Here is a 24338-nt window from a genome sequence, read left to right as displayed (position 1 = left end):
TGAATCGACAATCGGCGAACAGCCGCCGGCGCCGCGGGTCAGGACGGTAAATGCGTACCCAGGAATTCCAGGATCGTGGTGAGCAGGTGTGCTTTCGCCGCCGGGGCGGCGACGTGATGTCCCTCCTCCGGGTAGATCACGAGGGTCGAGTCCGTTCCCTGTTCGAGCAATGCTCCGTGGAGTTCCTGTGCCTGACCGGCCGAGGTCGCGCGGTCGAGCGCACCGGCGATCGACAGGACCGGTGCGCGGACCGCCTTGGCGAAATGGACCGGGCTGCGCGAGAAATACCGTCCTTCCCGGTTGGTGACGACATCTCCGAGCAGCCGGTCGTCGAGGCAGCTGATGTTGGTGGTGAAGTGCAGGCTGACCCAGTCGGTCATCGGCGACTGGGCGATCACCGCGGCCCACCGGTCGTGCTGGGTGGCCAGCCACGCTGCCAGATACCCGCCGTAGCTGCGCCCGGCAAGCGCAACCCGGCCGGGATCGATCACCCCCCGGGCGGACAGCTCGTCGACCGCGCTGACTATGTCGAGCGTGTCCGCGCCGCCGATGTCGCCGAAGACCGCTCCGGCGAACTCCTGGCCCCGGCCTCCGCTGCCCCGCGGATTGGGATGCAGCACGGCATAGCCATTCGCGACGAGCAGCCGGGTCCAGCCGTAGACGAGCTGCCACGAGGGCCGATATGCGGCCACCGGCCCGCCGTGGATCAGCACAACCAGCGGATGCGGCTGCGGGGTTCCCGGAGTCGCCAGGAGCCCGGAGATCTCCAGGCCGTCCGGAGCGCGCCAGGTCACCGGGTTCAGCTCGCCGCCGACCGACACCTCGAATCCGGTGCCGGGATGCGCGGTGTCCAGCAGGCGGCGTTCGCCCGAATGGGAGAACGCGGTCAGTGCCGGCGGGCGCTGATAGGAGTGGATTACCGCGGCGAAGCCCGGAGTTCCTTCCACCGCAATGGGTATCGCTTCGGGATACCAGCCACCGCAGCTGCGATCCCCCGCCGAGAACAGTGGGGACCAGCGGCCGGTCCGGTCGATTTCCGCGACCACAGTGGTGAGGTCGCGCTGTCCGGCGGCCAGCAGCGTCGCATCGTCGCGCCAGCACAGAGAACTGACGTCCGCGCCGGTGACCACTGTCCGCTGCCCGGTACCCAGGTCCAGAATCGTCACGTCGCCGGCGATCAGCCCGCGGTCGCTGGCGACAGACTCGACGAAAGCGATTGCATCACCGGCGGGCGCCGCGCACACCAGACCGAGCTGTACCGCGCTTTCCGCGACCGCCTGCGGTTCCCCGCCTGGGCCGCGGGAAACGACGATCGAGGCGCGGTACCACCCGCTCTCCCCCGGATCCCGGCTCGCGACGGCGACGAACCCGTCGCCGCACCAGCCGGCTTCCCAGATGGTCCACTCCGGTCCGGAGAACGGCTCGACCGTCCCGCTGGCCAGGTCGAGGCGCCACAGCCGCCGCCCGCCGCACCGTTTTCGTCCATTATGGACGTGCGGTCGCCAGCTCGGGCGCTGACCGCCGTGCTGCCCTGACCCTTGGGCAGTGGAGCGGTCGGTGCCCGGCTCGGCCGCACCGACGAGCACGTCGCCGGTGCGCGGGCCGAACCGGAGGAACTCGACGATCCCGGGGATCGGGAACGAGTGTTCGGGCACCAGCGCGGAATCGGTCACCACGACCGTCGAGGGGCCGTCCGCGTAGGCCAGCCGCGCGCTGTCCCCGGACCACGCCGGATGACCGGTGCCACCGAGTTCCCGGGTGTTGCCCGTCGCCACGTCGACCACGTGCACCGCGGTACGCGGCGGCCGGTCGGGACTGTCGAGAATCGACGCGCTGACGGCGATCCGGCGGCCGTTCGGCGACGCGACCGGATCGGTCAGGTCCACCACACGACCGGTTGCCGGGCCGAGGCCGCGTTCGAGATAGTCCGGCACCGGCATCCGCGGCTGCCGCTGCTGCGGGGTCACCGCACACCGTCCGGCCGGCCGGGCACAGCCGCCAGCAGGCGGCGCGTGTACGCGTGCCCCGGCTGGTCCAAGACAGTCGCGGTCTCGCCGCTCTCCACGATCTTCCCGCGGTAGAGCACCACGATGCGCTCGGTCATCTGGCGCACCACCGAAAGGTCGTGCGTGATGAAAAGCATGCTCATCCCCGACCGGCGCCGGATCTCGCGCAGCAGTTCGAGCACTTGCGCCTGCGCCGAAACATCCAGGGCAGCCACCGGTTCGTCGCAGATCAGCAGCTTCGGGCGCAGCGCAATGGCCCGGGCGATCGCGATACGCTGCCGTTCGCCGCCCGAGAGTGCCGAGGGACGGCGCTCTGCGTATGCGGCGGGCAGCCCGACCTGGCCGAGCAACTCCTCGACCTCCTGCTCCGGGTCGGCGGCGTCGCCCCGCATCCCGATCACCTCGCTCAGCGTGGCACCGATGGTCAGTGCCGGGTTGAGCGAGGAATACGGGTCCTGGAACACGACCTGGACGGTGCGCCGCAGCTCACGCCGTCCACGCCGGCCGAGCCTGCGGAAGTCGCCGGCTTCGAGACCGGCGACGGCGATCCGCCCCGAGTCGGGCTGGACCAGCCCGAGCACGGACCGGGCGACGGTGGTTTTGCCCGAGCCGGTCTCGCCGACGAGCCCGAGCGATTCGCCTTCCCCGATCTCGAGGCTGACCCCGTCGAGCGCTGTCGACGCACGTGAACGGCCGACGAGGTTGTGCGAACGAAAAGTCTTGCGCAGATCGGTGACCGTCAGGATCGGCCGGACGGTCGCAGTGGCAGGCGGAGCTTCCCCGGACGCGCTCAGCGCGCCCAGTTCGGCGGCCATCTCGCCGCGGATCTCGGCGACGCGAATACAGGCGGAAAACCTCTCCTCCCCGACCGGGCCCAGTGCGGGCGCGGCGGTCGTGCATTCGGGCCGAACCCAGTTGCAGCGCGCGGAAAACGGGCAGCAGTTCGTGACGGAATCAGCTTGCGGGACACTGCCCGGAATCGACGTCAGCTCCTGCACGTAGTGCGTCGACGGCGGGTCGGCCGTGAGCAGTCCGAGCGTGTACGGGTGCGCCGGAGCCGACCGCAGCTCCGGCGCCGGGGCCTGTTCGAGCATCGAACCCGCGTACATCACCAGGATCCGGTCGCAGACCGAGAACGCGACTCGAAGGTCGTGGGTGATCAGGATCAAGCTCATTCCGCGGCTGCGCCGCAGTTCCGCGAGCAAAGACAGCACTTCGGCTTGCGTAGTGACGTCCAGCGCCGTGGTCGGCTCGTCGGCGATCAGCAGCTCGGGATCGCCAGCGAGCGCGGCCGCGAGCGCTACCCGCTGCCGCATCCCGCCCGAGAGCTGAAACGGGTACCGGCCGGCGACGTCCGGTGCCAGGCCGACCTCGTCCAGCCGTTCGGCTACCGCGTCCTTGCGCTCACGACCCCGCCGCCGGGACAGCCGGAGCGACTCCGCGATATGCGCGCCCGCGGTCTGCAGGGGGTTGAGCATCGTGAACGGGTCCTGCAACAGCAGGCTCATCCGCGTCCCTCGCAGTTCCCGCCAGCTCCGCTGATCCCTGCCCAGCAGCTCCTGCCCGGCGAACCTGACCGCGCCGCCGGCCTGAAGCCCGGCCGGGAGCAGGCCGGCGATCGACCGTGCGGTCAGCGACTTGCCGCTGCCCGATTCGCCGACGATGCCCAAGCTCTCGCCACGGGCGAGGTCGAAACTCGCCTCGCGCACCAGGATCCGCGGCTGCGCCGTACGCGTCGGCACCGACCGCACGTGCAGCCCCGCCACCGAAAGCAGCGCGGCTTCGAGAGCGGGAGCTTTGCCGTTCCCGCGCTCGCCGATCGGCAGTGTCCCAGGTGGATTCACGGTGCTCCTTCGCCCGTTCATCGTGCGGTCCCTTTGTTCGTCAGCCACTCGTGCGCCGTGTCCCCGAGGAGGGTGGCGCTCGCGGCGGTCGCGATAATCAGCACTGCGGGCGTGATCGAGAGCCACGGGTTCTGCGCGACCAGCGGCTGGCCGTTGGCCAGCATCGTGCCCCAATCCGGGCTGCCCGCAGCCCCGGTCACCCCGAGGAAGCTCAGTGCGGCCATGGCGATCAGCGTGCTGACGAAATCAAGCAGGAACGTGGTGACCACGATCGGCAGGATGTTCGGCAGCACGTGCCGCACCATCGTGCGCATCGGCGAAAGCCCGGCGGTGCGCGCGGCATCGACGTAGGGCAAGCGCACCTGGACCATCGCAGCACTGCGGCAAAGCCGGATCTGCGCCGGCACCGACAACACGACCAGGAGCCCGACGGAAATCCAGTAACCGCCGCCGACCACGCCGACCACGACGATCGCGATGAGCAGTGCGGGCAGTGCGTACACCAGGTCTGCCAGGCGGTTGACCAGAGTGTCGACGACGCCGCCGAAGTACGCGGCCGCCATCCCGAGGCTCACCCCGATCAGCACGCAGCCCAGCGCGACGGCGAGCGGCCCGATGACCGCCGCCGCCGTGCCCGCCAGCAGCTGCGAGAACACGTCCCGGCCGAGCTGGTCGGTGCCCAACAGGTGCCCTTGGCCCGGCATCGTGACGCTCAGCCCCGGGTCCTGCGCGTCAGGATCGCGGGGCGCGAGCCATTTCCCGGCGATCACCCCGATCGCCACCAGCAGCAGGAACGCCGCGCTCAGCAGAGGTGCGAACCTGATCCGCCGCCCGGTGGCCGGCCGGGCCACGCTCGCGAGATCGGCCTGCATCAGCCTCGCCTCCGTCCGGAGATCCGCGTCCGCGGATCGAGGATCAGCACGGCCGCGTCCACCGCGAGATTCACCGCGAGCACCGCCAGCGCCACGAAGAAGGTGATCCCCTGCACCATCGGGATGTCCTTCACTTCGATCGACTTCACCATCAGCCGACCGATCCCGGGTACGGAGAAGACCGTCTCGACCACCACCGCGCCCGAAACCGCGGCGATCAGCATCAGCCCGGCCGCGGTCACCACCGGCAGCGCCGTGTTCCGCAGCAGGTACCCGATCAGCACCCGGGCACCGGACACCCCACGAGCCTTGGCGAAGGTGATGTAGTCCTGCTCCATCACATCCAGCGCCGCCGCCCGGGTCTGCCGCACGACCAGCGCGGAAAGCCCGATGGCGAGCGCGATCGCCGGCAGCGTCAAATGCACGACGGTACTGACGAAATGCCCGTTCCCGCCGCCGTAGACCGGAAACCAGCCCAGCCGCACACCGAAGACATAAATGAGCACGATGCCCACGGCGAACCCGGGCGCGCTCATCCCGATGACCGTGAATGCCGAGGTCGCCCGGTCGAGCAGGCGCCCGCGCCGGATGCCCGCCGCCAGGCCCAGCGGCAGGCCGGCGACCAGCACCAGCACGAATGCGTACAGACCCAGTTGCAGCGTCAGGGGGAAATGCGAGGCGATCACGCCAGTCACGCTCTGCCCGGACTGCACCGAGGCGCCGAAGTCACCGCGCACCGCGTCCACCAGCCAAAGCCAGTACCGGGTGAAAAACGGGTCGTCCAGATGATACTGGGCGGTGATGCCGGCAATCGTCTCCGGCGTCGCGGGGCGGCTCCCGAGCAGGACAGCAACCTCCGAGACTGGGCTCAAGGTGAGCAGGCTGAAGGCCAGGAAACTCACCAGCAGCAGGATTGCGGCCATCGCCGCGACCCGTTTGGCCAGGAATGCCACGATCGGCATGCGAAATCCTTCCTACCCGGCACCGGCGGAGGCGTCAGCTCTTCTTCAACTGCGACACCCAGGTGCCGTTGACGTGCAGGTCGAAGTCGTCCGGCGTGGTGGCGAAGGTGAACCCGCCGCCAAGCGCGACATAGGTGTCCACGTGATACAGCGGCACATACGGAACGTCTTCGGCGACGGCGCTCAGCAGGGTCTTGATCGCCGCCCACCGCTGTGCCTTGTCGGTGGACCGGACCAGCTGGGTGTGTGCTTCTTCCGCGGCCGGGGTCGAGTAGTTGGCGAGATTGAAGTGCTGGGCAGCCATGTTTTCCTCGCCGGTCAGCTGACCGAGCGTGCCTGCCGGGTCCGGCACCGAGGGCACCCAGGAGAGAATCTGGATCCCCAGGTTCTGATGGCCGTAGACGGTCGAGGACCACTGCGCGGAGGTCTGGGCCTTCGGCCTGATGTCGACACCGAGCTGTTTCATGTTCTGCGCGAGGTTGAGGATGGTCAGCTCGGAATACTGCGTTCCGGAGATGTAGGGCACTTCGAGCGTGAACCCGCTGGGGTGAGCCGACTTGGCCAGCTCCGCCTTCGCCTTGGTCAGATCGAAGGGGTAGCGCGGCAGGCTGCCGGTGAACGCCTTCGCGTCCGCTTCGGACGGGGCCGCCGAGTTCAGTGAAGCGGGCAGCAGCAGCCCGTCCAAAGCGGAGCCGTGATCGCCGTAAATCGACTTCGCAAGCCCCGTCCGGTCCAGCGAATAGGCAATGGCCTTGCGCACGTGGACGTCGTCCAGCGGAGAGGTTTTCGCGTCCAGCGCCAGGAAACTCTGATAGAGCGACGGCAGCGCGACGACCATCGCGCCGTTGATCGCCGCCCACTCCGGCGAATTCTTCAGGTTCAGCACGCCCGCGCCCTGGATCGAACCGGAACGCATCGCCAGCTGCGCGGAGTTGTCCTGCGCGATGAACACGAACCCGAGGGTGTCCGGCACCGGCCGGGTGCCCGAGTAATTCGGGTTGCGGGCCAAGGTGATCTGCTGCGGAGAGTTCGCTTCGACCCGGTACGGGCCGGTGCCGACTGGAGCGGCGGACGGGGTGCCCAGGTCCTTCTGGTGTGCTTCGGCGAACGCCTTCTCCTGGATCAGGCCGATCGCGGCCAGACTTGCCCGCGCGGTCGGATCGGAATACTTGAGCTTTACCGTCACTTCCAGCGGCCCGGTCGCGGCGACGCTCGCGATCGACGCCGCGGTGCCCGCGGTCTGTGCCCCGGCCTGTGTGTCGAGGACATGGTTCAGGCTCCACGACACGTCGGCCGAAGTCATGACGGCGCCGTCGGAAAACCGGACGCCCTCGCGCAAGCGGTAGACCAGGGTAAGCGGATTCGGCTGCGCGAACTCGGCATTGAGGTTGGGCCGCACCTCGCCGGTGCCCGAAACCCGCTCCAGCGGCTCGGTGACCGTGGCCATGATCTGCTGTGTGGTGCCAGTGTAGTCCTTGGCGATGTCAAGGGAATTCGGCGCGGAGGGCAACGCGAACGAGAACGTGGTGTCCCCCTCACCCGCCGATTCCCCGGCACCGGCGCAGCCTGCGGCAAGCAACGCCGCCGACACGGTCGCGGCCAGGAATGCCCTCGGACCGAACCTTTTTCGAACTGATACGGACATCAGTCACTCCTTCGTAACTGGTGAAGGTGATCTCGCTGGACCGGCACGATGGCGGGACTCGCCGTCGTCGCACTTTCCCCCGGCTTCGTTGCGCTCCTGTCTGATGTCGCCCCCGGCGTGCCCGGCAGAATCAGAACGCAGCGGAGGTTCCGGCCCGCCGCGGCCCCGCGCAGCCGCGCAGCGTCCCGTCTGCGGCGCGCCAGCTCATCTGGTACGAGCCCATGTGGTAGTCCCAGGCGGGCAGCGGGTTGACCAGCACGCCCATCCGGGCGAGCCCAGCCACGTAGTCGCTGCTCAACCGGCTTTCGACGGATAGTTCGTAGTCGTCGGTCAGCGGCAGCATCAACGGCATTTCTCCGGCACGGTCAGGACTCATGCCGTAGTCGATGATGTTCGAGATCACCTGCGGCACCGTGCAGTGCACGTTCCCCGGGCTGCCAAGGGAAATCGCCGGCTTGCCGTCCTTCATCAGGAAGGTGTTGCCGATGATGATGCTCATGTGGGCACCGCCGGTCAGCCAGCCCGACAGGTCCGAGCGCAGCCCGTTGACCTGGTGACTGCCCACCATCGGCACTCCGCCGACGACTTCACCGGGGATGCCGCCGCTCTGGATCGAGTTGATCAGCTGGACCCAGTTGCCCTGTGCGTCGACGACGCTCAGCTCGCAACTGCCCTTGGGCTGCTTCGACGCCCCGCTCGCCGCGTGCAGCGCATTGCGGCCGCGGAGCAGTTCGACGTGTTTGGTCAGGTCGATCTTCGGCCGGCTGCGGCGCAGCTTCGCCGCGAGGTGCGCGTGAAAGTCGTCGGACATCAGGATCTCCGACGGATCCTCGAAAATCGCCGGGTCGTTGATGAACCCGGTTTCGAGCTCAGCAAGGCGCAGGGCGTGTGCCAGGTAGTAGCCGGCCTCGGCCGATTCGGTGAAGTGCCCGAGCGAGGTGACGTCGAGATGTTTGAGAACGCCGAGCACGATCGCGGTAAAGCTGGCCTGGCTGTCCGGTGGCGCGAGCTGGACGATCTCGTATCCGCGGTGCTCCCATCGCTTCGGCGTCTTCCAGCAGGCGGGCCGCCGGCCCAGGTCCTCGACCGTGATCGGCCAGCCGAGTTCATTGGCCCGTTCCACGAAGCTGAGGGCCCAACCGCCGGTGATGAAGTAGTCAGGGCCCTCCGCGGCGAGATTCCCCAGCGTGCGGGCCAGTTCCGGCTGCGCCCACCGTTCGCCGACCTGCGGCAGATGCCCGTCCGGGGCGAAGTTCTCCCGGCCGGAAGGCGTGTAGAGATAGAAGTCGACAGTCTGCGCCTGCACGAAATGCTCGAACGAGGTGACGATATGCCCTTCGGCGGCGGCCTCGACAGCCGGTGCCACCAGCTGGTCCCACGGCTTCGTGCCGAACCGTTCGTACATTGCCTTCATCCCGGGGATGAACCCGGGCGTCACCGACATCGGACCGGGCGTGCCCGGCGGAGCGTAGAGGCCCTTGCCTCCCGGAACCCGGTGGTGCGGCGGCAGATCCGGGACGATCCGTCCGAGCGAATCGAGCTCGTGCACCTCGCCGGTGGCGGCCTCGTAGTACAGACAGGTCACCAAGCCGCTGTGGTTGGTCATTTCCTGCTGGACCACGGCCTGGACGAGCGCCCCTGAAATCGCGGCGTCGATCGCGGTCCCGCCGTCCCGCAGCACCTGCAGCATCGTGTCGGTGACTGTGGGGTGCTGGCTCGAACAGACCGCCGTGCTGCCGACCGCCGGCTGCTTGCGGCCGAGGCGGCCGTTGCCGTTTCCGTCGCCCGGCGTCGGCTTGGTGGTCAAGCTGGTCATGCGGCGCTCCTGTTCGGCATCGGGGTCAGGCCGAGTTCGCGGAAGAGGAAGCCGAGCCATTCGGCGACCTGCCCAGGGTCGTACTTCACGGTTTGGTGTCCGCCGCCGGCGACTGCCCGGAGCAGGATCGGGTGCGCGGAGCCAGTGTTGTCCCGCAATCGCGCAGCGAGCTTCCGGGCATGCCACGGCGCACAACGCACGTCATTCGCGCCGCAGTAGAACAAGGTCGCCGGGAACTCAGCGCCGGACCGCACGTTGTGATAGGGCGAATAGGCATAGAGGAACTGCGCCTCCGCCGGGTCGTCCGGGTCCCCGAACTCCATGACCAGAGCCGAGGTGTAAGCGTCGCGGGTGTAAGCGAGCATGTCGCACAACGGCACCAGCGCGCACACCGCGCGCCACAGGTCGGGCCGCTGGGTGAGGGCAACCGAAGCGAGCAGGCCGCCGTTGGAGCTCCCCACCAGGGCGAGCCGATCGGTGCTCGTCACGCCGGTTTCGACCAGGTGCTCCGCGGTGGCGTACAGATCGTCGTACGACGTTTGCCGCTTCCCCAGCCTGCCCTGTTTCCAGAAAGCTTCGCCCAGCTCGCCGCCGCCGCGCACATGCGCGAGCACCAGCACGCCGCCCGCGTCGACGAACGGGGTGAACATCCCCAGATAGCCCGGAACGAAAGAGACGTTGAACCCGCCGTAGCCGTAGATCAACGCCGGCTGCGGGGAATTCGGCCGGTCCAGGTCGAGGCCGCGTCGACAGACAAGCTGGTAGGGCAGGACTGTCCCGTCCGCCGCGGTCGCGACCCGGTCGTGCACCACCAGGTCGAGGCGGTCGCTGTCCGGCGGTACCAGTTCGGTGAGCTGACGGCTCGCGCAGTCGTATCGATAGAGCCCGGGCGAGCGGGTCGGGCTGGAGTAGACGAAGGTGAACTCGCCGGCCCCCGCCGAGATGCACGTGCCCATCCAGGGCGAGCCGGGCGTCAGGTAGTGGCCGAATCGGGAAAGCTGCATCACGACGCCGCGGCCCGGCAGCGGCACCTCGGATTCCAGCGTTCCGTCGGCGGTCAGGACTCGCAGCCGCGCATAAGTGCCGACCAGTTCGCACAACACGAGCCGATCTCCGGCGCACTCGACCGAGAACATGGTCGCGTCGCTCTCCGGAAGAAGCTCTCGCCACGTGGACCGATCGGTGGCGGTGGCGACCGGGATCCCGACCAAACGCCCCCTCGGCGCTTGATCGGTGAGGATCGCGACGTACTGGTCCCCGGCAAACGCCCCATACCCGCGGCCCGGCACGTCAGCCAGGAACCGCCGCCACTCGCCGGCAGGCAGTTCCTTCACCAGGTCGGCACGCGGATCCAGCTCGCTCGTCACCGCCGCGAGCCAGCGCCCGTTCCCCGACACCTGCGGGAAGAGGCTGAATGCCTCGCGGACAGTGATCGGTTCGGGTGCGGAAGGCACGGTGTCGCCGAGGCGATGGAAGAACAGTCGCTTGTCGGGGTCCACAGTGTCCGGAGCGACGCCGCCGTTGTAGTAGAAGCCACTCGAATCCGGCAGCCAGGCAACGGTCGCCGACGAGGCGAACGGGATGCGTTCGGGCAGAAGCTCCCCTGTGCCGACCTCGACTACGTGCAGCACGCTCTGCTCGTCGCCGCCGAACGAAAGGCCGAAGGCGACGTACGCGCCGTCCGGCGAGGGCTGAAACCAGTCGAGAGCGCCGCCGAGAGCGACCGGGTCCACCACAACGCGGCTAGGACCGACCGGCTGATCGCTCGCCTCGACCCTGGCTCCCTCGCCGGCGAACCCGAGCCGGAACCAGTGCTCGCCGCGGTGCAGCGGAGCGTACGTCCCGAGCGTGCGCGCGATGCACGGTGCGACCGCGTCCCGCAGCACAGGATGGCCCGCCCAACCGGACAGCTCGGCGGCCGCACGGGCATCCTGCTCACGCTGCCACTCCATCGCCTGCGGCGAGTCGGCCTCAAGCCACTCGTACGGGTCCTCAAACCGGATCTGGCCGATCAGCCTCTCGGCTGGATCCGGAACTCCTGTCGCGGCGTTCACGGCTCTCCGTCCTGTCGGCAATCGGGGTCGGCTCAGCCTTTCAGACGGATTGGCAGACAGCATCCGACGTTGTGTCGCGCGGTCTCCGCCCATGCCACGACCAGGCGTCGCCCCACCCCGCCCCGTACGACAGTGCGTCGGATGCCGCAGGCAGCTCCGCGACGCGCCGTATCTCGCCGTACCGGCAACGAAACTGCCATTATCGGGCGATGGCAGCGACACAAAGCGAGGCCGCGGACAGTGCCCTCGGCCAGGCACGGGCCGAATTCGCGATTCTGCGCGAATGGGCGTACTTCGATTCCGCCGGTCTCGGCCTCCGGCCTGAACGCCATGTCGCGCAGCTCCGCGCCGAAATCGCTCGCGACCTGGCGGAGCCTCTCGTCACTCCCGGAACCCGGGGCGGCCCGCTGAAGACCCGGCTCCGCACCGACCTCGCCGAGTTGATCGGCGCAGGCGCCCGAGACATCGGTCTGGTCCCCACCACCGCACACGGTATCCACGTCTTTACTGGCGGCTATCCCTGGCGCAGCGGCGACGAGGTCATCTGTTTCGAAGGTGACTTTTCCACCTGTATCGCGCCTTTCCAGCTTCTCGCGCGACAGGGTGTGCGGCTGGTGATGGCACCGACCGGCGCCGACGGCCGGATCGACATCGAGCAGTTGGCCTTGCGCATCACCTCGCGCACCCGCGCAGTCTGTGTCAGCGCAGTCAATTCCGAGACCGGGGCACGGGCCCCGCTTCCCGAAATCGGCGCGCTCTGCCACGAACGGGGTGCCTGGTTCGTCGTCGACGGGATTCAGAGTCTGGGAGCTCTCCAAGCCGATGTGGAGCGCGACCGGATCGACCTGCTTGCCGCGCAGGCGTACAAATTTTTGCTGAGCGGTGCCGGAATCGGCGTCTGCTACGTGCGTCCCGAACTTGCTGCCGAGTTGAAGCCCGCGGTCGCCGGGTGGCACAACGCGAACCGTGTCAACGAGCCGTCCGCCGGACTGCCGGCCGCTGTCGGACTCGCCGACTCGGCAGTCGCGGAGCTGTGCGAACCGGGCGCGGTGTCGCACGTGCTCATGGCCGGGCTCGTCGCCAGCCTGTCCCTGCTAGCGGAAGTCGGCCCCGCGCAAATCGAACAGCACGTCCTTGGCCTCGCCGTCGAGCTTCGGCACGGGTTCGCCGACCGTGGCTTTCGCGTGCTCGCGGCCGGTCCCGATGACCGGCCGAGCCATCTCGTCGTGGTCGAACTGGACTCGCTGCCTGCCGGCGCGCTGCGCCGACGACTAGTCGAAGACAACGTCGTAGGCAGCCTACGACGTCGGGGCCTCCGGTTCTCGCCGCATCTCTACAACAACGAAGCCGACGTCGACCGTCTGTTCTGCGCAGTCGACCGCGCACTAGCCGAAGCCTAACCGCGCCAAGCCCACCGACCACCCGAGAACTTACGGAGGACGCATGACTGTCACGGAAGCCGCATCGGAAGCTGCGGCGCTGCTTGACCGTCCGCGCTGGGAGGGCAAGATCTTCGTCGACGCCTGGACGGCCGGAGAAGCGGGAACCCGTTCCGTTGTTTCGCCCGGCTCCGGCCAAACACTCACCACCATCGGTGTTTCGTCGGTCAACGATGTGCGCCGGGCGGCGAAGAGCGCTTCCCGCGCGCAACTCGACTGGGCGAGACGGACGCCCGAAGACCGCGCTGCCGTCCTCCGGCGAGCCGGCGAACTGTGGCAGCAGCACGCGCAGGAGGTGCAGTGGTGGCTGGTCCGTGAGGCCGGTTCGGTCGCACCGAAAGCCTGGCTCGAAACCTCCGCCGCCGCGGCCGAGTGCTTCGAGGCTTCGGCGCTGCCCACACATCCCTGCGGCGACGTGCTGCCCTCCAACGGCGACCGCTGGAGTTTCGCGCGCCGCCGCCCCGCTGGCGTGATCGGGGTCATCGCGCCGTTCAACTTCCCGCTGACGTTGTCAGTTCGTTCAGTGGCACCGGCGCTCGCGCTCGGCAATGCCGTCCTGCTCAAGCCGGATCCCCGCACCGCAGTCTGCGGTGGCGTTGCGGTCCTGCGGATTTTCGAGGAAGCCGGATTGCCGCCAGGGCTGTTGCAGCTCGTCAACGGCGGCGGCGACATCGGCGAAGCTATCGTCACCGCACCGGAAGTGCGCGTCATTTCGTTCACCGGATCCACGGCGGCCGGCCGGAAAGTCGGTGAGGCCGGCGCCCGCCACCTCAAGCGCACGCATCTCGAACTCGGCGGCAACAGTGCGCTCATCGTGTTGCCCGGAGCGGACCCGGCGCGCGCGGCCTCGGCCGGAGCGTTCGGCTCGTTTCTGCACCAAGGACAGATCTGCATGGCGACCGGCCGACATCTCGTGCACGAATCGCTCTACGACGACTACGTGGCGGCCATCGCGGAAAAGGCGACACGCATGACCGTCGGCGATCCGGCGACCGAAACCGTCGCACTCGGCCCGCTCATCGACCACACCCAGCTCGCACACGTCGCGTCGGTCGTCGACGACACCGTGGCGGCGGGCGCGGCTCTCGCCGCAGGCGGCACCCACAACGGACTCTTCTTCGCCCCGACCGTTCTGACCGAGCTGACCACCGACATGCGCGCCTGGCAGGAGGAGGTCTTCGGTCCGGTCGCGCCGGTCATGAGCTTCTCCGCCCCGGAAGAAGCCCTCGACCTCGCACGAAGCAGCGAATACGGCCTCTCGCTCGGCATTCTCGGCGAGGTCGGTGCGGCTATGCGCCTCGCGGACGACATCCCCTCCGGCATCGTGCACATCAACGAACAGACGGTGGCCGACGAAGCGCACATTCCGTTCGGCGGCATTGGAAACTCAGGCACCGGTGCCCGGTTTGGCGGCGCGGCGGCCAATATCGACGCCTTCACCGAGACGCAATGGCTCACCGCCCGCCCCGACATCGCGTGCTATCCCTTCTGAGGGGCAAACCTGAAAGGTAGGGCCTCGTGCGGGGCAGACCGGACCGCATCGCCGCCGACGTGGTGCGGTCGAAGAAAACCGGGCCAGGCTTGACATCGGCGACCGTCCGGGGAGCCCGCGGATGCCGGACTTGGCTCGTGACCGAACAGCGGGAACGCATCCGGGGTCATACCGCTAGGGCACACGAGGTTCTCCCGGGAACGACTCGGCCGATGGCGGCATCTCGCCGCACTCCTGCCCTGCTGAACGGAGCGACCATGACCGCCGCCAACCTGAATCGCGTCGGCCTCGGCGTGCCCGATACCGACGCGTTCGCGGCCAATACCCGCGAAATAATCGGGCTGAGCCGGGCCGCTCCGTCAGCTGACTCGACTTGGCCGCAGTTCCGGGTCCTCTTCGGGGAGCACGGCTTGCGGCCCGTTCAGGTCCTGGAGGAGACGCCGTTCACCCGGGAGGGCAATCTCTACGAGGTGCCCGAGGCGGAGGCGGTCGTGGCCGATCTGCGTACCCGCGGCCTCCAACCTGTCCTTGATGTCCATCTTCCGGGGCCTGATGCCTGCGAGTACCGCTACGATCGCCGGTTCCACGGAGTCCCGATGGCCCGTTCCGCAGCCTCGATGAGGCGCCACCGCCGAAACTCGGCTGCATCGCGCTTCTGGTCCACGATGCGGAAAGGGCGGCAAAGAACTCAACGAGATCTATCGAGCACGAGGACCCGGAGGCGTTGCAGCGGAAGTACCCGTACTGCGACCCGATCCAGACGCTGCCCGAGGCCGGGCAGAAGTGGTGGACCGAGCAGAAGGATCGCTGACCTGAGCGCATGACCTGCGGCCGGGTGAGGGATCTGCGGTTCGTGGCTAACCGTCGCGGGATCCCCGCCTTGCTGCGGGCGAAACACAGCGGGAGAAGGGCTCGAAGCTGCCGAAGCGCCACGGGGGTGCCGCCTGCGCTGCCGTGCGGCGAGTCGGCACCAAGGATGCTCGCGGGGCGGCGTCGGCGATCCCGATCGGCAGATGACTCGGGGGAATCCACAGCGAGCGCTCATGCGACACGTTCGGCCAGCCGGTCCGCAGGCTATGTTTCGCGGTCCATCATTTCATGCCTGACGCAGGCGCAATAGGTGCGGAATGCTCGCCGTGGGTGGCGGCGAGGTTTTCCCGGAAGAACGGCACCGCTTCGGCGACCGCGCGGTCGACGTACTTCGGCACGTCGTAGAAGTCCATGTGTGCGCCGCCCTCGACCACGACGAGCTTCTTCGGGCTGCGGGTGCGGCCGTACAGCTCGGCAGACATCCACAGCGAACCGGCCTCGCTGCCCGCGACCACTAGGAGCGGCTGCTGCAGCAGGTCCTCGACCATGTGGAACGCGTCGAAGGTGAAGATCCGCGACACGCTCTTGGTGAACAGGAACTTGTTCTTCGCATTCGGGTGCTGAGCGCGCGGGGTCAGGTAGTACTCGCTCGCCTCGACCATGTCGCGTGGGGTGTTCTCGTCCGGCTCGGCAGGCACGTAGGGCAGGTAGGACGGCTCGGCGCCCTTCGCCTCGGCCGTGCGCTGCTGCGCCACGGCCTGCAGCGTCGGGACGGCGGCCGCGTCGGAGTCGGTGCCGTACCAGTCGCGGCGGAACGACGTGCCGATGTTCACGGCGCTGACCGTGGTGAGGGCCTTGATCCGGTAATCCGTCAACGCGGCGTTGACCAGGTAGCCGCCGCCGGCGCAGACGCCGAGGCCGCCGATCTGCTCGGCGTCGACGTAGCCGAGAGTCTGCAGGTAGTCCACCGCTGCCCGGACGTCGTCCACGCGCGCGGCAGGGTCTTCGAGGTGGTGCGGCTCGCCGCTGCTGTCGCCCTGGAACGAGGCGTCGAACGCGAGCGTGACGAAGCCCTGCTCGGCCAGCTTCTCCGCATACAGGCCCGAGGTCTGCTCCTTCACCCCGCCGCCCGGGTGCACGGTCACGACCGCCGGGTAGCTGCCCTTGGGGTCGAAGCCGTCCGGCAGGTACAGGTTTCCCGCCATGGTGATCGAATCGTTCGGGAAGGCAACGGCCTCCGCAGACGTCACTGCACTCACTCCTTGCACGTCTTCTGTGTCCCGAACCAGGCGGCCCGGGCTCCTGGTGCCCACCCTGCGGCGGTTCGCGCGGACGTGGCAGATGCCGCTTGTCGGGGGTACCGGCAGCCCCTCCTTCCGCCGCCGTTCCGCGTTTACGCTCAAGGGATGGAGATCGCCAACGACCTCAGGGAATTCCTGATGACCCGCCGCGCGAAGATCACGCCCGAGCAGGCCGGAATCATCGCGGGCGGCCGGCGGCGGGTCAGCGGGCTGCGCCGCGAGGAAGTCGCCCGGCTCGCCGGAGTAAGCACCGAGTACTACGTGCAGATCGAACGCGGCCGCGTGTCCGGCGTCTCCGACGAAGTCCTCCACGCGATCGCCACCGCGCTGCACCTGGACGACACCGAAACCACGCACCTGTTCGACCTCACCCGCGCCGCCGGGAAACGGGCCGGCCCCGGCCGCACCGTCCGGCAGCCGGTGCCCGACGGAGTCCAAGCGCTGATCGACACGATGGTCAACGCCCCCGCGATCGTCCAGAACGGACACCTCGACGTGGTCGCGGCGAACGCGCTCGGCCGCACCCTCTACGCCGGCGTCTACGAGCGCACCCCGCACCCGCCGAACCTCGCCCGGTTCATCTTCCTCGACGAGCGCGCCGAAGAGGTCTTCCCGGACTGGAAGAAGGCAGCCGACGACGCGGTAGCCCTGCTGCACGTCGAAGCGGCCCGCGCACCGTATTCGAAAGCGGTCACCGGGCTCATCGGAGATCTCGCGACCCGCAGCGAAGCGTTCCGCACCCGGTGGGCAGCGCACGACGTGAAGGCGCACCGGCGCGGGACGAAACTGTTCCGCCACCCGGTCGTCGGCGAGCTGACGCTGCGGTTCGAAGGACTGCAGGTCGCCTCCGCGCCCGGCCTCACCCTGATCGGCTACACCGCCGAACCCGGCTCCCCTTCAGCCGAGGCGCTGCAGTTGCTGTCCAGCTGGACCGCGAGCGAGGCGCCCGGACCGGCGGTACCCTCCGCAGGGTCCGAAACCGCGGAAGGAGACCGCCGTGCCCAGGCCTAGCGAGCCGGTCGTCCTGTTCCCAGTGCATCACTGCTGAGCCCATGCCAGCCCGGAACGCGCGGTGGACCCGCCGCGAGGTCTCGCCGCTGGAGCTGTTCTTCGATCTCGTCTTCGTGCTGGCCATCGGCCAGCTAGCGCACCACCTGCTGGCGCGGCTGAGCTGGACCGGCGCCGCCGAGACGCTCGTCGCGCTGGTGGCGGTCTGCGGGGTGTGGGCGTTCACCTCGTTCGAGGCGACCATGCTCGACGTCGAACGCGGCAGCACCCGGGCGACGATCGTCGCGGTGATGGCGCTGGGACTTTTCATGAACGCGGGCATCAGCGGCGCGTTCGAGGAGCATCCGTGGCTCTTCGTCGTCCCGATGATGCTCGCGCTCGCCGGGCCCGGCGCGTATGCCGCGGCTACCGCGCCGACACCCGAACTGCGCGGGCACTTCACCCGGGTCCTGGGCTGGCTCGCCGCCTCGGCGCCGTTCTGGATCGTCGGCGCGGCACTGCGCCCGGAATCCCGGATCTGGCTGTGGGCCGCGGCCGCGCTCATCGACCTCACCGGCACGTGGACCGCGCACCCGGTACCGGGCCGGGCGCTGCGGTCCGCCCGGCTGCCGTTCGACGCGGAGCACATGATCGAGCGGATGCGGCTGTTCCTCATCATCCTGCTCGGGGAAACCGTCCTGGCACTGGGCCGGGTGCTCACCGAGCACGCGCCGGACGCGCCGTCGCTGCTGATGGTGCTGGGCGAGTTCGCCGCGCTCGTCTGCCTGTGGGCGATCTACTTCGGACGGACCGAGCAGCAGGTGGTGAGCCACGCCTCGGCCACCGAGAACCCGATCCGGTCGGTGCACGCCGGGCTCAACGCGATCTACGGCGTGGTCGCCGGGCTGGTCGCGTTCGCCGCGGGGATCGAACTCGCGCTGGCGCACGGACCCGGGCACCCGGCCGGGACCGGCGGGGTGCTGCTGCTCGGCGGGCCGATGCTGTACCTGCTGGCCCAGGCCTGGTACTTCCGCGTCGAGACCGGCACTGGCTGGCTGCCCCGGGCCGGGGGCGGAATCGTGCTGGGCGCCGGTGCGGTCGCGGCGTACTGGCTGCCGGCCTGGGCGGCTGTCGCGGTGCTGGTGGTCATCCTGCTCGCCCTCACCGCGTACCTTGCCTGCGGCTGGACGAGGGCCTCGGCCCGGAGCTGAACCCGGGCCCATCAGCCTGACCGGTCCGAACGCGGCAGCCCGAGCGACGGCGGGGTTCGCGAAGCCGCTGCTGTTCGGTACCCCGGAGAAGCGGCGGTGGGTCTCCGGCCCACCGCCGCTTCTCCTCGTCAGAACTCGATGACCGCCTTGCCGCCGGTCTGCCTGTCGAAGGCGGCATAGGCCGCCACCGCGTCGTCCAGCCGCCAGCGGTCGGTGAAGACCAGGTCCGCCTCAACCCCGTGCCGGGCGATGAACCGGGCGCACTCCGCCTGGCCCACCAGGGAAAAGGTGTACGAGCCGACCACTGTCAGCTGCTTGCGGATCAGATCCGGGCTGACGTCGAGCGTCACCGTCGAACCTTCGCCGACGAACGCGACGGTGCCCCATTTCGCCGCGGACTTCACCGCCGCGGCCCGCGCCGGTGGTGCTCCGGAGCAGTCGAGCGCCTTGGTCACGCCCTTGCCACCGGTCAGTTCCCGGATCGCTTCGACCGGATCGGCCGACGTCGAGTCGATCGCGTGCGCCGCGCCGAATTCCCTCGCCCGCGCCACGCGTTCCGACGCGATGTCGACCGCGACGACCTCCGCGCCCATCGCCGCGGCGAGCTGCACGGCGGCCTGACCCACCGGGCCTTGGCCGAAGACCGCCAGCGTGTCGCGCGCGTTGACGTCGAGCCGGGTCAGCGCTCCGTAGGCGGTGCCGGTGCCGCACGAAATCGCGGCACCGGCGGCGAAACTCAGCTCGTCGGGCAGCGGCACGAGCGTCCGCGCGGGCACCTTGAGATAGTCGGCGTGCCCGCCGTGCGCGGTCGCGCCGTAGATGACGTTGCCGCGTTCGCACATCTGCGGCCAGCCGGTACGGCACAGGTCGCAGAATCCGCAGCCGTCGTAGTGGTGGACCATCATCCGGTCCCCCACCGCCACCGTGCGCGGGTCGACCGCCGAGCCGATCGCGGCGACGACTCCGCACGGCTCGTGCCCGCCGATGAATCCGGCGTCGTCGCCGGTCATCCCGAACGCGGCCAGCGCCTGCCCGGCCGGAGCCCGGTAGAAGTGCAGGTCGCTGCCGCACATGCCGGACGCCTTCATCTCCAGCACCACATCGTCGGGGCCGGGTTCGGGATCGGCGAAGGCCTGGATTTCGAGCACCCGGTCGCCCTGGAAAATTGCTCCGCGCATGAGAATTCCGTCCTTGTCAGTGCACCGCGGCGAACATCAGGCTTTCCTCGTCGGCTTCCTCCGGGGAGAACTCCGCCGCGATGCTGCCCGCGCGCGCCACGAGCACGCGGTCGGACAGCGCCTGGATCTCCGGCAGGTACGAGGAGATGACCACGACCGCGACCCCGTCGTCGGCCAGTGCCCGGATCATCGCGTGGATTTCCGGGATCGTGCCGAGGTCCACGCCGCGGGTCGGCTCGTCGATGATCGCGACGAGCGGTTTCCGGGTCAGGCCCTTGGCCAGCACGATCTTCTGCTGGTTCCCGCCGCTCAGCTCCTCGACGGTCGCCTTCGTCGGCCGCAGCGTGCGGACCTGGAACTGCTCCACGAACCGTTTCGCGACCGATTTGCGGGAACCGGGCCGGAACAGGAACGGCAAGCGCCGAGCACCGCACAGGTGCCCGAGGTAGATGTTGTCGGCGATGGTGAGATGGCTGAAGAAGCCCGACGCTTTGCGGTCCTCGGTGATGTAGACGATCCCAGCTTTGCGTGCCTGCCGGGGCGTGCGGAACCGCACAGGCTCGCCGCCCAGCCGCACCCGGCCGCCGCGCAGCCGACGCCGTTTCAGGATCCCGCTGACGATCATCGCGGTCTCGCTGCGCCCCGCGCCGACCAGTCCGTAGATGCCGACGATTTCCCCGGCGTAGGCGGAAAACGCCATGTTGCGCACCACCGGCAGCAGCGTCACGTCCTCGACTTGCAGCGTCGGCGTCGGCTCGGGTGCGCGGTTCGGCTCCACCCGTCCCATTTCGACGGTGCGGCCGACCATCATCTTGACCACGCGATCGCGGCTGAACTCCGGCCGCTCCAGCGTCCCCTGAACCACGCCGTCGCGCAGCACGGTGATCCGGTCCGCTTGTTCGAACGCTTCGTCGAGCATGTGCGTGATGAAGATGACGCCGATGCCGCGCTTCTTGAGCTGCTGCATGGACAGGAACAGCTGCAGCCGCTCCTCCGGCGTCACTGACGACGTCGGCTCGTCGAGGATCACCAGCTTTGCGTTGCGGTGCACCGCGCGGGCGATCTCCACCATCTGCTTCTGCCCGACGCCGAGCGCCCCGGCGGGTACGTCCGGCCGGATGTGGAAGTTGTGCGATTCCAGCAATTCGCGCGCCACCACGTTCAGGTGGCCGAGGTTGTTGAACACTTTCTCGTCGCCCATGAACAGGTTCTGGGCGACAGTCATCGACTCGACCAGCGAGCCCTCCTGGTAGACCATCGCCACCCCGGCCTCGACCGATTCGCGCGGAGTCGTGAAGGCCCGGGCGACGCCGCCGACCTCCAGGGTGCCCGAATCGTGCGCGACCGCGCCGGAGACGATCTTGACCATCGTGGACTTCCCGGCGCCGTTTTCGCCGAGCAGTGCGTGGATTTCGCCCGGCCGCACCTCGAAGTCGACGCCGTCGAGCGCGTACGTTCCGCTGTAGCGCTTGCTGATGTTCGTCAGCCGCAGCACCGTGCTCATGCGTCCTCCAACCGCAGCAGGTTCCGACCGCCGCGGGCGGCCGCGATCACGTGTCCGTTGTGGACGGTCAACCCGGTGACGCCGTGCCGCGGGCTGTCGACCCGGGCGTGTGCGCTCTCGGCGACGCGACCGGTGGGGTCCATCCGGAACGCCAGGCCGCACGACCGCGCCGGGGCCCAGCTCTTGACCACGCCGAGTACGCGCAGCTGCCCCATCTGCATCGTGTCGGTGAACGGGTCGCCCGCTCGCAGCCGCGGGACGAACCATTCTTCCGGGCTGATCGTCTCCGTCATCTCGGCCAGCAGCCCGGGTTCGTCCAGCAGCAGTTCGGTGACCCGGTTGCGGATGTAGGGCGCGGCGAACCACCAGCCGTCCTCGCCGACGTGCACCCGCCCCGGATAGACGGGCAGGTTCGCGCTCAGCGCCCGGCCTCGCTTGCCCGGCGCGGACCGGGCTTCGACCCGGTGGTCCAGGCTCAGCGACAGCAGCACCTCGCCTCCGGCGACGCCGACGCCCGACGGCCACGCAAGACGCTCCGCGACCACTTCCGCCCGCGCGCCGCCGACCCGCACGAGCAGCCCGGACCGGTCGCCGGCGACGAGCGCCCGAGGCCACTCCGCGACCTTCGTCGAACCGACAGTCGCCAGCAGCGCGGCCCCGTCCGTCGCGAGCGCCGTGACGCACGCGGTGACCGGTGCGTCCGTACACAAATCCTCGGTTTCGCCGGACTGCGACACCGAGACCAGGCCGCGGCCTTCGACCGCCGCGACGATCCGCTCGTCCCGTACGGTCAGCGCCGTCACCGGGCTGCCGAACGAGGCCAGCCGACCCACCTCGTCCTCGCGCACCGTGAAGACGTCGTGGCCGCTGCTGAACACCAGCCCCGCAGCGGTCACCACCACGTCGTCCGGTTCGTACTCGCCGGACCGCAGCAGCTCCTCCGCGGAGTCGAGGCGGAGGTTCGGCCGCAGTCCGGTGTCCATCGGGGGCACCGTCCGGGCGCGGCCCCAGTTCGGATTGATCCATTCCTTCACGGTGTCCAGTACCGGGCTCATCGCACTGCCTCCGCCGTCTCGCGCACGGCTGTTCCCGGCACCGCGGCCGGGTCGATGCCGCCGACTTCGCTCGGGTCCAGCTCCAGCCTGCCGATCCGGTTGTTGCTGACACCGCACAGGTACAGGTGCCCGTCGCGTTCCTTGACCGCGGTCACCATCGGGTAGTTCTCCATCGTCTCGTCCCACAGCACGGCGAGGATTTCGCCGCGATCGCTGAACTTGACCGCGCAGGAGGTGTTGAGCTGCGGCACCACCCAGTTGTCCACCGCCGCCTCGCGGGTCATCCGCCGCCGGACCGCCGGGTAGCGGCCGAGCAGGTCGGACATCTGGGTCCGCATGGCGCACAGCGGCATCCAGTAGTTGCCGTCGGAGGACCGGTTGATGTTGTCCGGGTAGCCGGGCAGGTTCTCCAGCACCGGCTCCAGCCGTCCCTTCTTCGGGCCGGCGATCCAGAGCCGGTCGACCCGGCACAGCCCGGTGCTGGAGATCAGGATCGACTCGCCGTCGTGCGCGGTGCAGACGCCGTTGGGGAACACGTAGTTCGACACGACGACTTCGGTCCTGCCGTCCGGCGTCACCCGGATCACCCGGCCGTTCGGGCGGAATTCCACCAGTTCCAGCAGGAAGTCGGCGGTGTTCGTGCGGGTGGAGAAGTCCGAGGCGTAGATCGAGCCGTCCGGGGCGATGTCGAGGTCGTCGATCGCGCGCAGCCCCGAATCGTCGATCAGCGACAGCGGGCTCCGCTTGACCTTGTTCGCCACCAGTTCGGGTTCGCCGTCGGCACCGATGCGGTAGATGCCCATGCCGCCGACCGCGACGACGAGCCGCCCTTCGGCGTCCCACGCATGCCCGCACGGGAATCCGCCGGTGCGTGAGAAGACCTCGCCTTCGGTGTCGTCCAGGCCGCGGAACCGCCACACCCAGCCACGCTGGTCGCCGCAGTACACGTTGCCCTCGGCGTCCACCGCGCAGTCCTCCGCGCCGCGGATCTTGCCGAGCCCGACCGGAGGAGCGTCGGTGAGCCTGCGGTTGAGCGACCAGACGGTGCCCGGTTGTGTGACGTCGACCAGCGGGCCGAGCCGCAACCGCGCCGGGTCGATCTTCAGCTTCTCCACCGCGCGCTGCCGGTACTTGCCCCATTTGAGGTCCAGAACGGTGAACACGAGCAGCACGGCGGCGAGGATGACGGTGTAGTACGAGCCCTGCGCGCCGTCCGAGACGGTCGCCTGCTCGATGATCGTCACCACCGCCACGCCGACTGCCGCACGGAGCACCGAACCGCGGCCGCCCTTGATGCTGACGCCGCCGAGGACCACCGCGGTCAGCGCGATGATCTCCCAGCTGTTGCCGACGTTGGGATCGGTCCGGGCCAGCCGCGCCGACGTGAGGATCGCGGCGGCACCCGCGAGCGCACCGGACAGCACGTAGGTCCAGAACGTCACGGCGGTGACCGGAATGCCGTTGCGCCGCGCGGAACGCCGGTCCGAGCCGGTCGCGGTGACCCACCAGCCCCAGCGGGACCGGGTGAGCGCCAGGTGGACCACGATCAGCACCACCGCGAAGAGGAACCACGCGGTCGGGATGCCCAGCACGCGGCCCTCGCTGAGGAAGTCCCAGACGAGCGACGGTTTCGTGACGCCGATCTGCGTGCTGTTCGCGTTCTGCAGCACCGAAGCCGCGCCGCCGAAGGCGATCAGCGTGACCAGGGTGGTGATGAACGGGCGCATCCGCAGGATCGCGATGAGGAACCCGTTCACCGCCCCGAGCACCGCACCCGCGACGATCGCGGCCGGGACGACCAGCGCAGTCGGCCACAGCCACACCCGGTCGGCGACCATCGCGCCCAGCCCGCAGAAGCCGACGATCGACCCCACCGACAGGTCGATGCCGCCGCCGACCAGCACGACCGTAAGGCCGATCGCGAGCAGGCCGTATTCCGACACCTCGTCGAGCACGAGCGGTGCGTTGGCCGCCCCGACATTGGTCGTGGCGAGCACGTACCCGCACAGCGCGAGCGCCAGCACCAGCGGCACCGCGCCTTCCATCCACCGTTTCTCGAACAGATCCGAGACGGTGCGGTAGCGGGCGATTCTTTCCGTGCGCCGGCCGCCGGTCATGCCGAACGCGTCCAGCCCGCGCCGCAGCGGAGACGTAGTCATCGG

The 24338-nt window shown here is 69.1% G+C and carries 16 protein-coding genes; 4 read left to right on the top strand and 12 right to left on the bottom strand.

Translation table 11 applies throughout. From position 1 onward, the window contains the following. Nucleotides 1-38 precede the first annotated feature (38 nt). The 7 genes from BM362_RS25700 to BM362_RS25670 form a co-directional block, all read right to left on the bottom strand. Nucleotides 39-1967: a S9 family peptidase gene (locus BM362_RS25700; RefSeq protein ID WP_093574869.1), complete on the bottom strand. Its 1929-nt coding sequence runs from the start codon at nucleotides 1965-1967 to the stop codon at nucleotides 39-41. After that, nucleotides 1964-3850 carry a dipeptide ABC transporter ATP-binding protein gene (locus BM362_RS25695; RefSeq protein WP_244287283.1) on the bottom strand — a complete coding sequence of 629 codons (1887 nt, stop codon included), beginning with the start codon at nucleotides 3848-3850 and terminating at the stop codon, nucleotides 1964-1966. Before BM362_RS25695 ends, BM362_RS25700 begins: the two co-directional genes overlap by 4 nt. Before the next feature lie 17 nt (nucleotides 3851-3867). Continuing rightward, on the bottom strand, nucleotides 3868-4722 hold the full coding sequence (locus BM362_RS25690; protein WP_093574867.1) for an ABC transporter permease: 855 nt from the start codon (nucleotides 4720-4722) through the stop codon (nucleotides 3868-3870). Then, on the bottom strand, nucleotides 4722-5684 hold the full coding sequence (locus tag BM362_RS25685) for an ABC transporter permease (RefSeq protein ID WP_167545434.1): 963 nt from the start codon (nucleotides 5682-5684) through the stop codon (nucleotides 4722-4724). Before BM362_RS25685 ends, BM362_RS25690 begins: the two co-directional genes overlap by 1 nt. A gap of 34 nt (nucleotides 5685-5718) precedes the next feature. Then, a complete protein-coding gene (locus BM362_RS25680) occupies nucleotides 5719-7329 on the bottom strand; it encodes an ABC transporter substrate-binding protein (protein ID WP_093574866.1) in 1611 nt (536 codons plus the stop codon). Between the two features lie 130 nt (nucleotides 7330-7459). Further along, nucleotides 7460-9145 (bottom strand): gamma-glutamyltransferase, encoded by a 1686-nt coding sequence (locus BM362_RS25675; protein ID WP_067585249.1) that lies wholly within the window; start codon nucleotides 9143-9145, stop codon nucleotides 7460-7462. Continuing rightward, nucleotides 9142-11199, bottom strand: a complete 2058-nt coding sequence (locus BM362_RS25670; protein WP_167545433.1) for a prolyl oligopeptidase family serine peptidase — start codon at nucleotides 11197-11199, stop codon at nucleotides 9142-9144. Before BM362_RS25670 ends, BM362_RS25675 begins: the two co-directional genes overlap by 4 nt. Before the next feature lie 209 nt (nucleotides 11200-11408). On the opposite strand from BM362_RS25670, the gene BM362_RS25665 reads away from it, so the two are divergent. Next, nucleotides 11409-12599 carry an aminotransferase class V-fold PLP-dependent enzyme gene (locus BM362_RS25665; RefSeq protein WP_093574864.1) on the top strand — a complete coding sequence of 397 codons (1191 nt, stop codon included), beginning with the start codon at nucleotides 11409-11411 and terminating at the stop codon, nucleotides 12597-12599. Nucleotides 12600-12642: 43 nt separating this feature from the next. Next, nucleotides 12643-14130 (top strand): benzaldehyde dehydrogenase, encoded by a 1488-nt coding sequence (locus tag BM362_RS25660; protein ID WP_067585264.1) that lies wholly within the window; start codon nucleotides 12643-12645, stop codon nucleotides 14128-14130. 1091 nt (nucleotides 14131-15221) lie between these two features. Here BM362_RS25660 and BM362_RS25650 read toward each other — a convergent pair. After that, the gene (locus BM362_RS25650; RefSeq protein ID WP_244287282.1) at nucleotides 15222-16190 is read right to left on the bottom strand and encodes an alpha/beta hydrolase; all 969 of its coding nucleotides are present in this window, start codon (nucleotides 16188-16190) and stop codon (nucleotides 15222-15224) included. 156 nt (nucleotides 16191-16346) lie between these two features. On the opposite strand from BM362_RS25650, the gene BM362_RS25645 reads away from it, so the two are divergent. Next, nucleotides 16347-17252, top strand: a complete 906-nt coding sequence (locus tag BM362_RS25645; RefSeq protein WP_067585270.1) for a helix-turn-helix domain-containing protein — start codon at nucleotides 16347-16349, stop codon at nucleotides 17250-17252. A 41-nt stretch (nucleotides 17253-17293) separates the two neighbouring features. Then, nucleotides 17294-18439 (top strand): low temperature requirement protein A, encoded by a 1146-nt coding sequence (locus tag BM362_RS25640; RefSeq protein WP_093574862.1) that lies wholly within the window; start codon nucleotides 17294-17296, stop codon nucleotides 18437-18439. A gap of 128 nt (nucleotides 18440-18567) precedes the next feature. Here BM362_RS25640 and BM362_RS25635 read toward each other — a convergent pair whose 3' ends face one another. The 4 genes from BM362_RS25635 to BM362_RS25620 are packed head-to-tail and all read right to left on the bottom strand — an operon-like array spanning nucleotide 18568 to nucleotide 24335. Then, nucleotides 18568-19617 (bottom strand): zinc-dependent alcohol dehydrogenase family protein, encoded by a 1050-nt coding sequence (locus BM362_RS25635; RefSeq protein WP_093574861.1) that lies wholly within the window; start codon nucleotides 19615-19617, stop codon nucleotides 18568-18570. Nucleotides 19618-19633: 16 nt separating this feature from the next. Further along, the gene (locus BM362_RS25630; RefSeq protein WP_093574860.1) at nucleotides 19634-21121 is read right to left on the bottom strand and encodes a sugar ABC transporter ATP-binding protein; all 1488 of its coding nucleotides are present in this window, start codon (nucleotides 21119-21121) and stop codon (nucleotides 19634-19636) included. Further along, a complete protein-coding gene (locus BM362_RS25625; RefSeq protein WP_093574859.1) occupies nucleotides 21118-22176 on the bottom strand; it encodes a hypothetical protein in 1059 nt (352 codons plus the stop codon). The genes BM362_RS25630 and BM362_RS25625 overlap by 4 nt, the downstream gene beginning before the upstream one ends. Next, nucleotides 22173-24335, bottom strand: a complete 2163-nt coding sequence (locus tag BM362_RS25620) for an ABC transporter permease (RefSeq protein WP_093574858.1) — start codon at nucleotides 24333-24335, stop codon at nucleotides 22173-22175. The genes BM362_RS25625 and BM362_RS25620 overlap by 4 nt, the downstream gene beginning before the upstream one ends. Nucleotides 24336-24338: the final 3 nt, after the last annotated feature.

The sequence above is a fragment of the Amycolatopsis rubida genome, assembly GCF_900115345.1.
Classification (GTDB): Bacteria; Actinomycetota; Actinomycetes; order Mycobacteriales; family Pseudonocardiaceae; genus Amycolatopsis; species Amycolatopsis rubida.
This window is presented reverse-complemented; position numbering and strand designations above follow the sequence as displayed.

Coding starts and splice junctions, on each gene's coding strand:
- BM362_RS25675 (WP_067585249.1), bottom strand. CDS start 9,145: ATGACCAGCTTGACCACCAAGCCGACGCCGGGCGACGGAAACGGCAAC.
- BM362_RS25635 (WP_093574861.1), bottom strand. CDS start 19,617: ATGCGCGGAGCAATTTTCCAGGGCGACCGGGTGCTCGAAATCCAGGCC.
- BM362_RS25630 (WP_093574860.1), bottom strand. CDS start 21,121: ATGAGCACGGTGCTGCGGCTGACGAACATCAGCAAGCGCTACAGCGGA.
- BM362_RS25625 (WP_093574859.1), bottom strand. CDS start 22,176: ATGAGCCCGGTACTGGACACCGTGAAGGAATGGATCAATCCGAACTGG.
- BM362_RS25640 (WP_093574862.1), top strand. CDS start 17,294: ATGCCAGCCCGGAACGCGCGGTGGACCCGCCGCGAGGTCTCGCCGCTG.
- BM362_RS25665 (WP_093574864.1), top strand. CDS start 11,409: ATGGCAGCGACACAAAGCGAGGCCGCGGACAGTGCCCTCGGCCAGGCA.
- BM362_RS25645 (WP_067585270.1), top strand. CDS start 16,347: ATGGAGATCGCCAACGACCTCAGGGAATTCCTGATGACCCGCCGCGCG.
- BM362_RS25660 (WP_067585264.1), top strand. CDS start 12,643: ATGACTGTCACGGAAGCCGCATCGGAAGCTGCGGCGCTGCTTGACCGT.
- BM362_RS25685 (WP_167545434.1), bottom strand. CDS start 5,684: ATGCCGATCGTGGCATTCCTGGCCAAACGGGTCGCGGCGATGGCCGCA.
- BM362_RS25620 (WP_093574858.1), bottom strand. CDS start 24,335: ATGACTACGTCTCCGCTGCGGCGCGGGCTGGACGCGTTCGGCATGACC.
- BM362_RS25680 (WP_093574866.1), bottom strand. CDS start 7,329: ATGTCCGTATCAGTTCGAAAAAGGTTCGGTCCGAGGGCATTCCTGGCC.
- BM362_RS25690 (WP_093574867.1), bottom strand. CDS start 4,722: ATGCAGGCCGATCTCGCGAGCGTGGCCCGGCCGGCCACCGGGCGGCGG.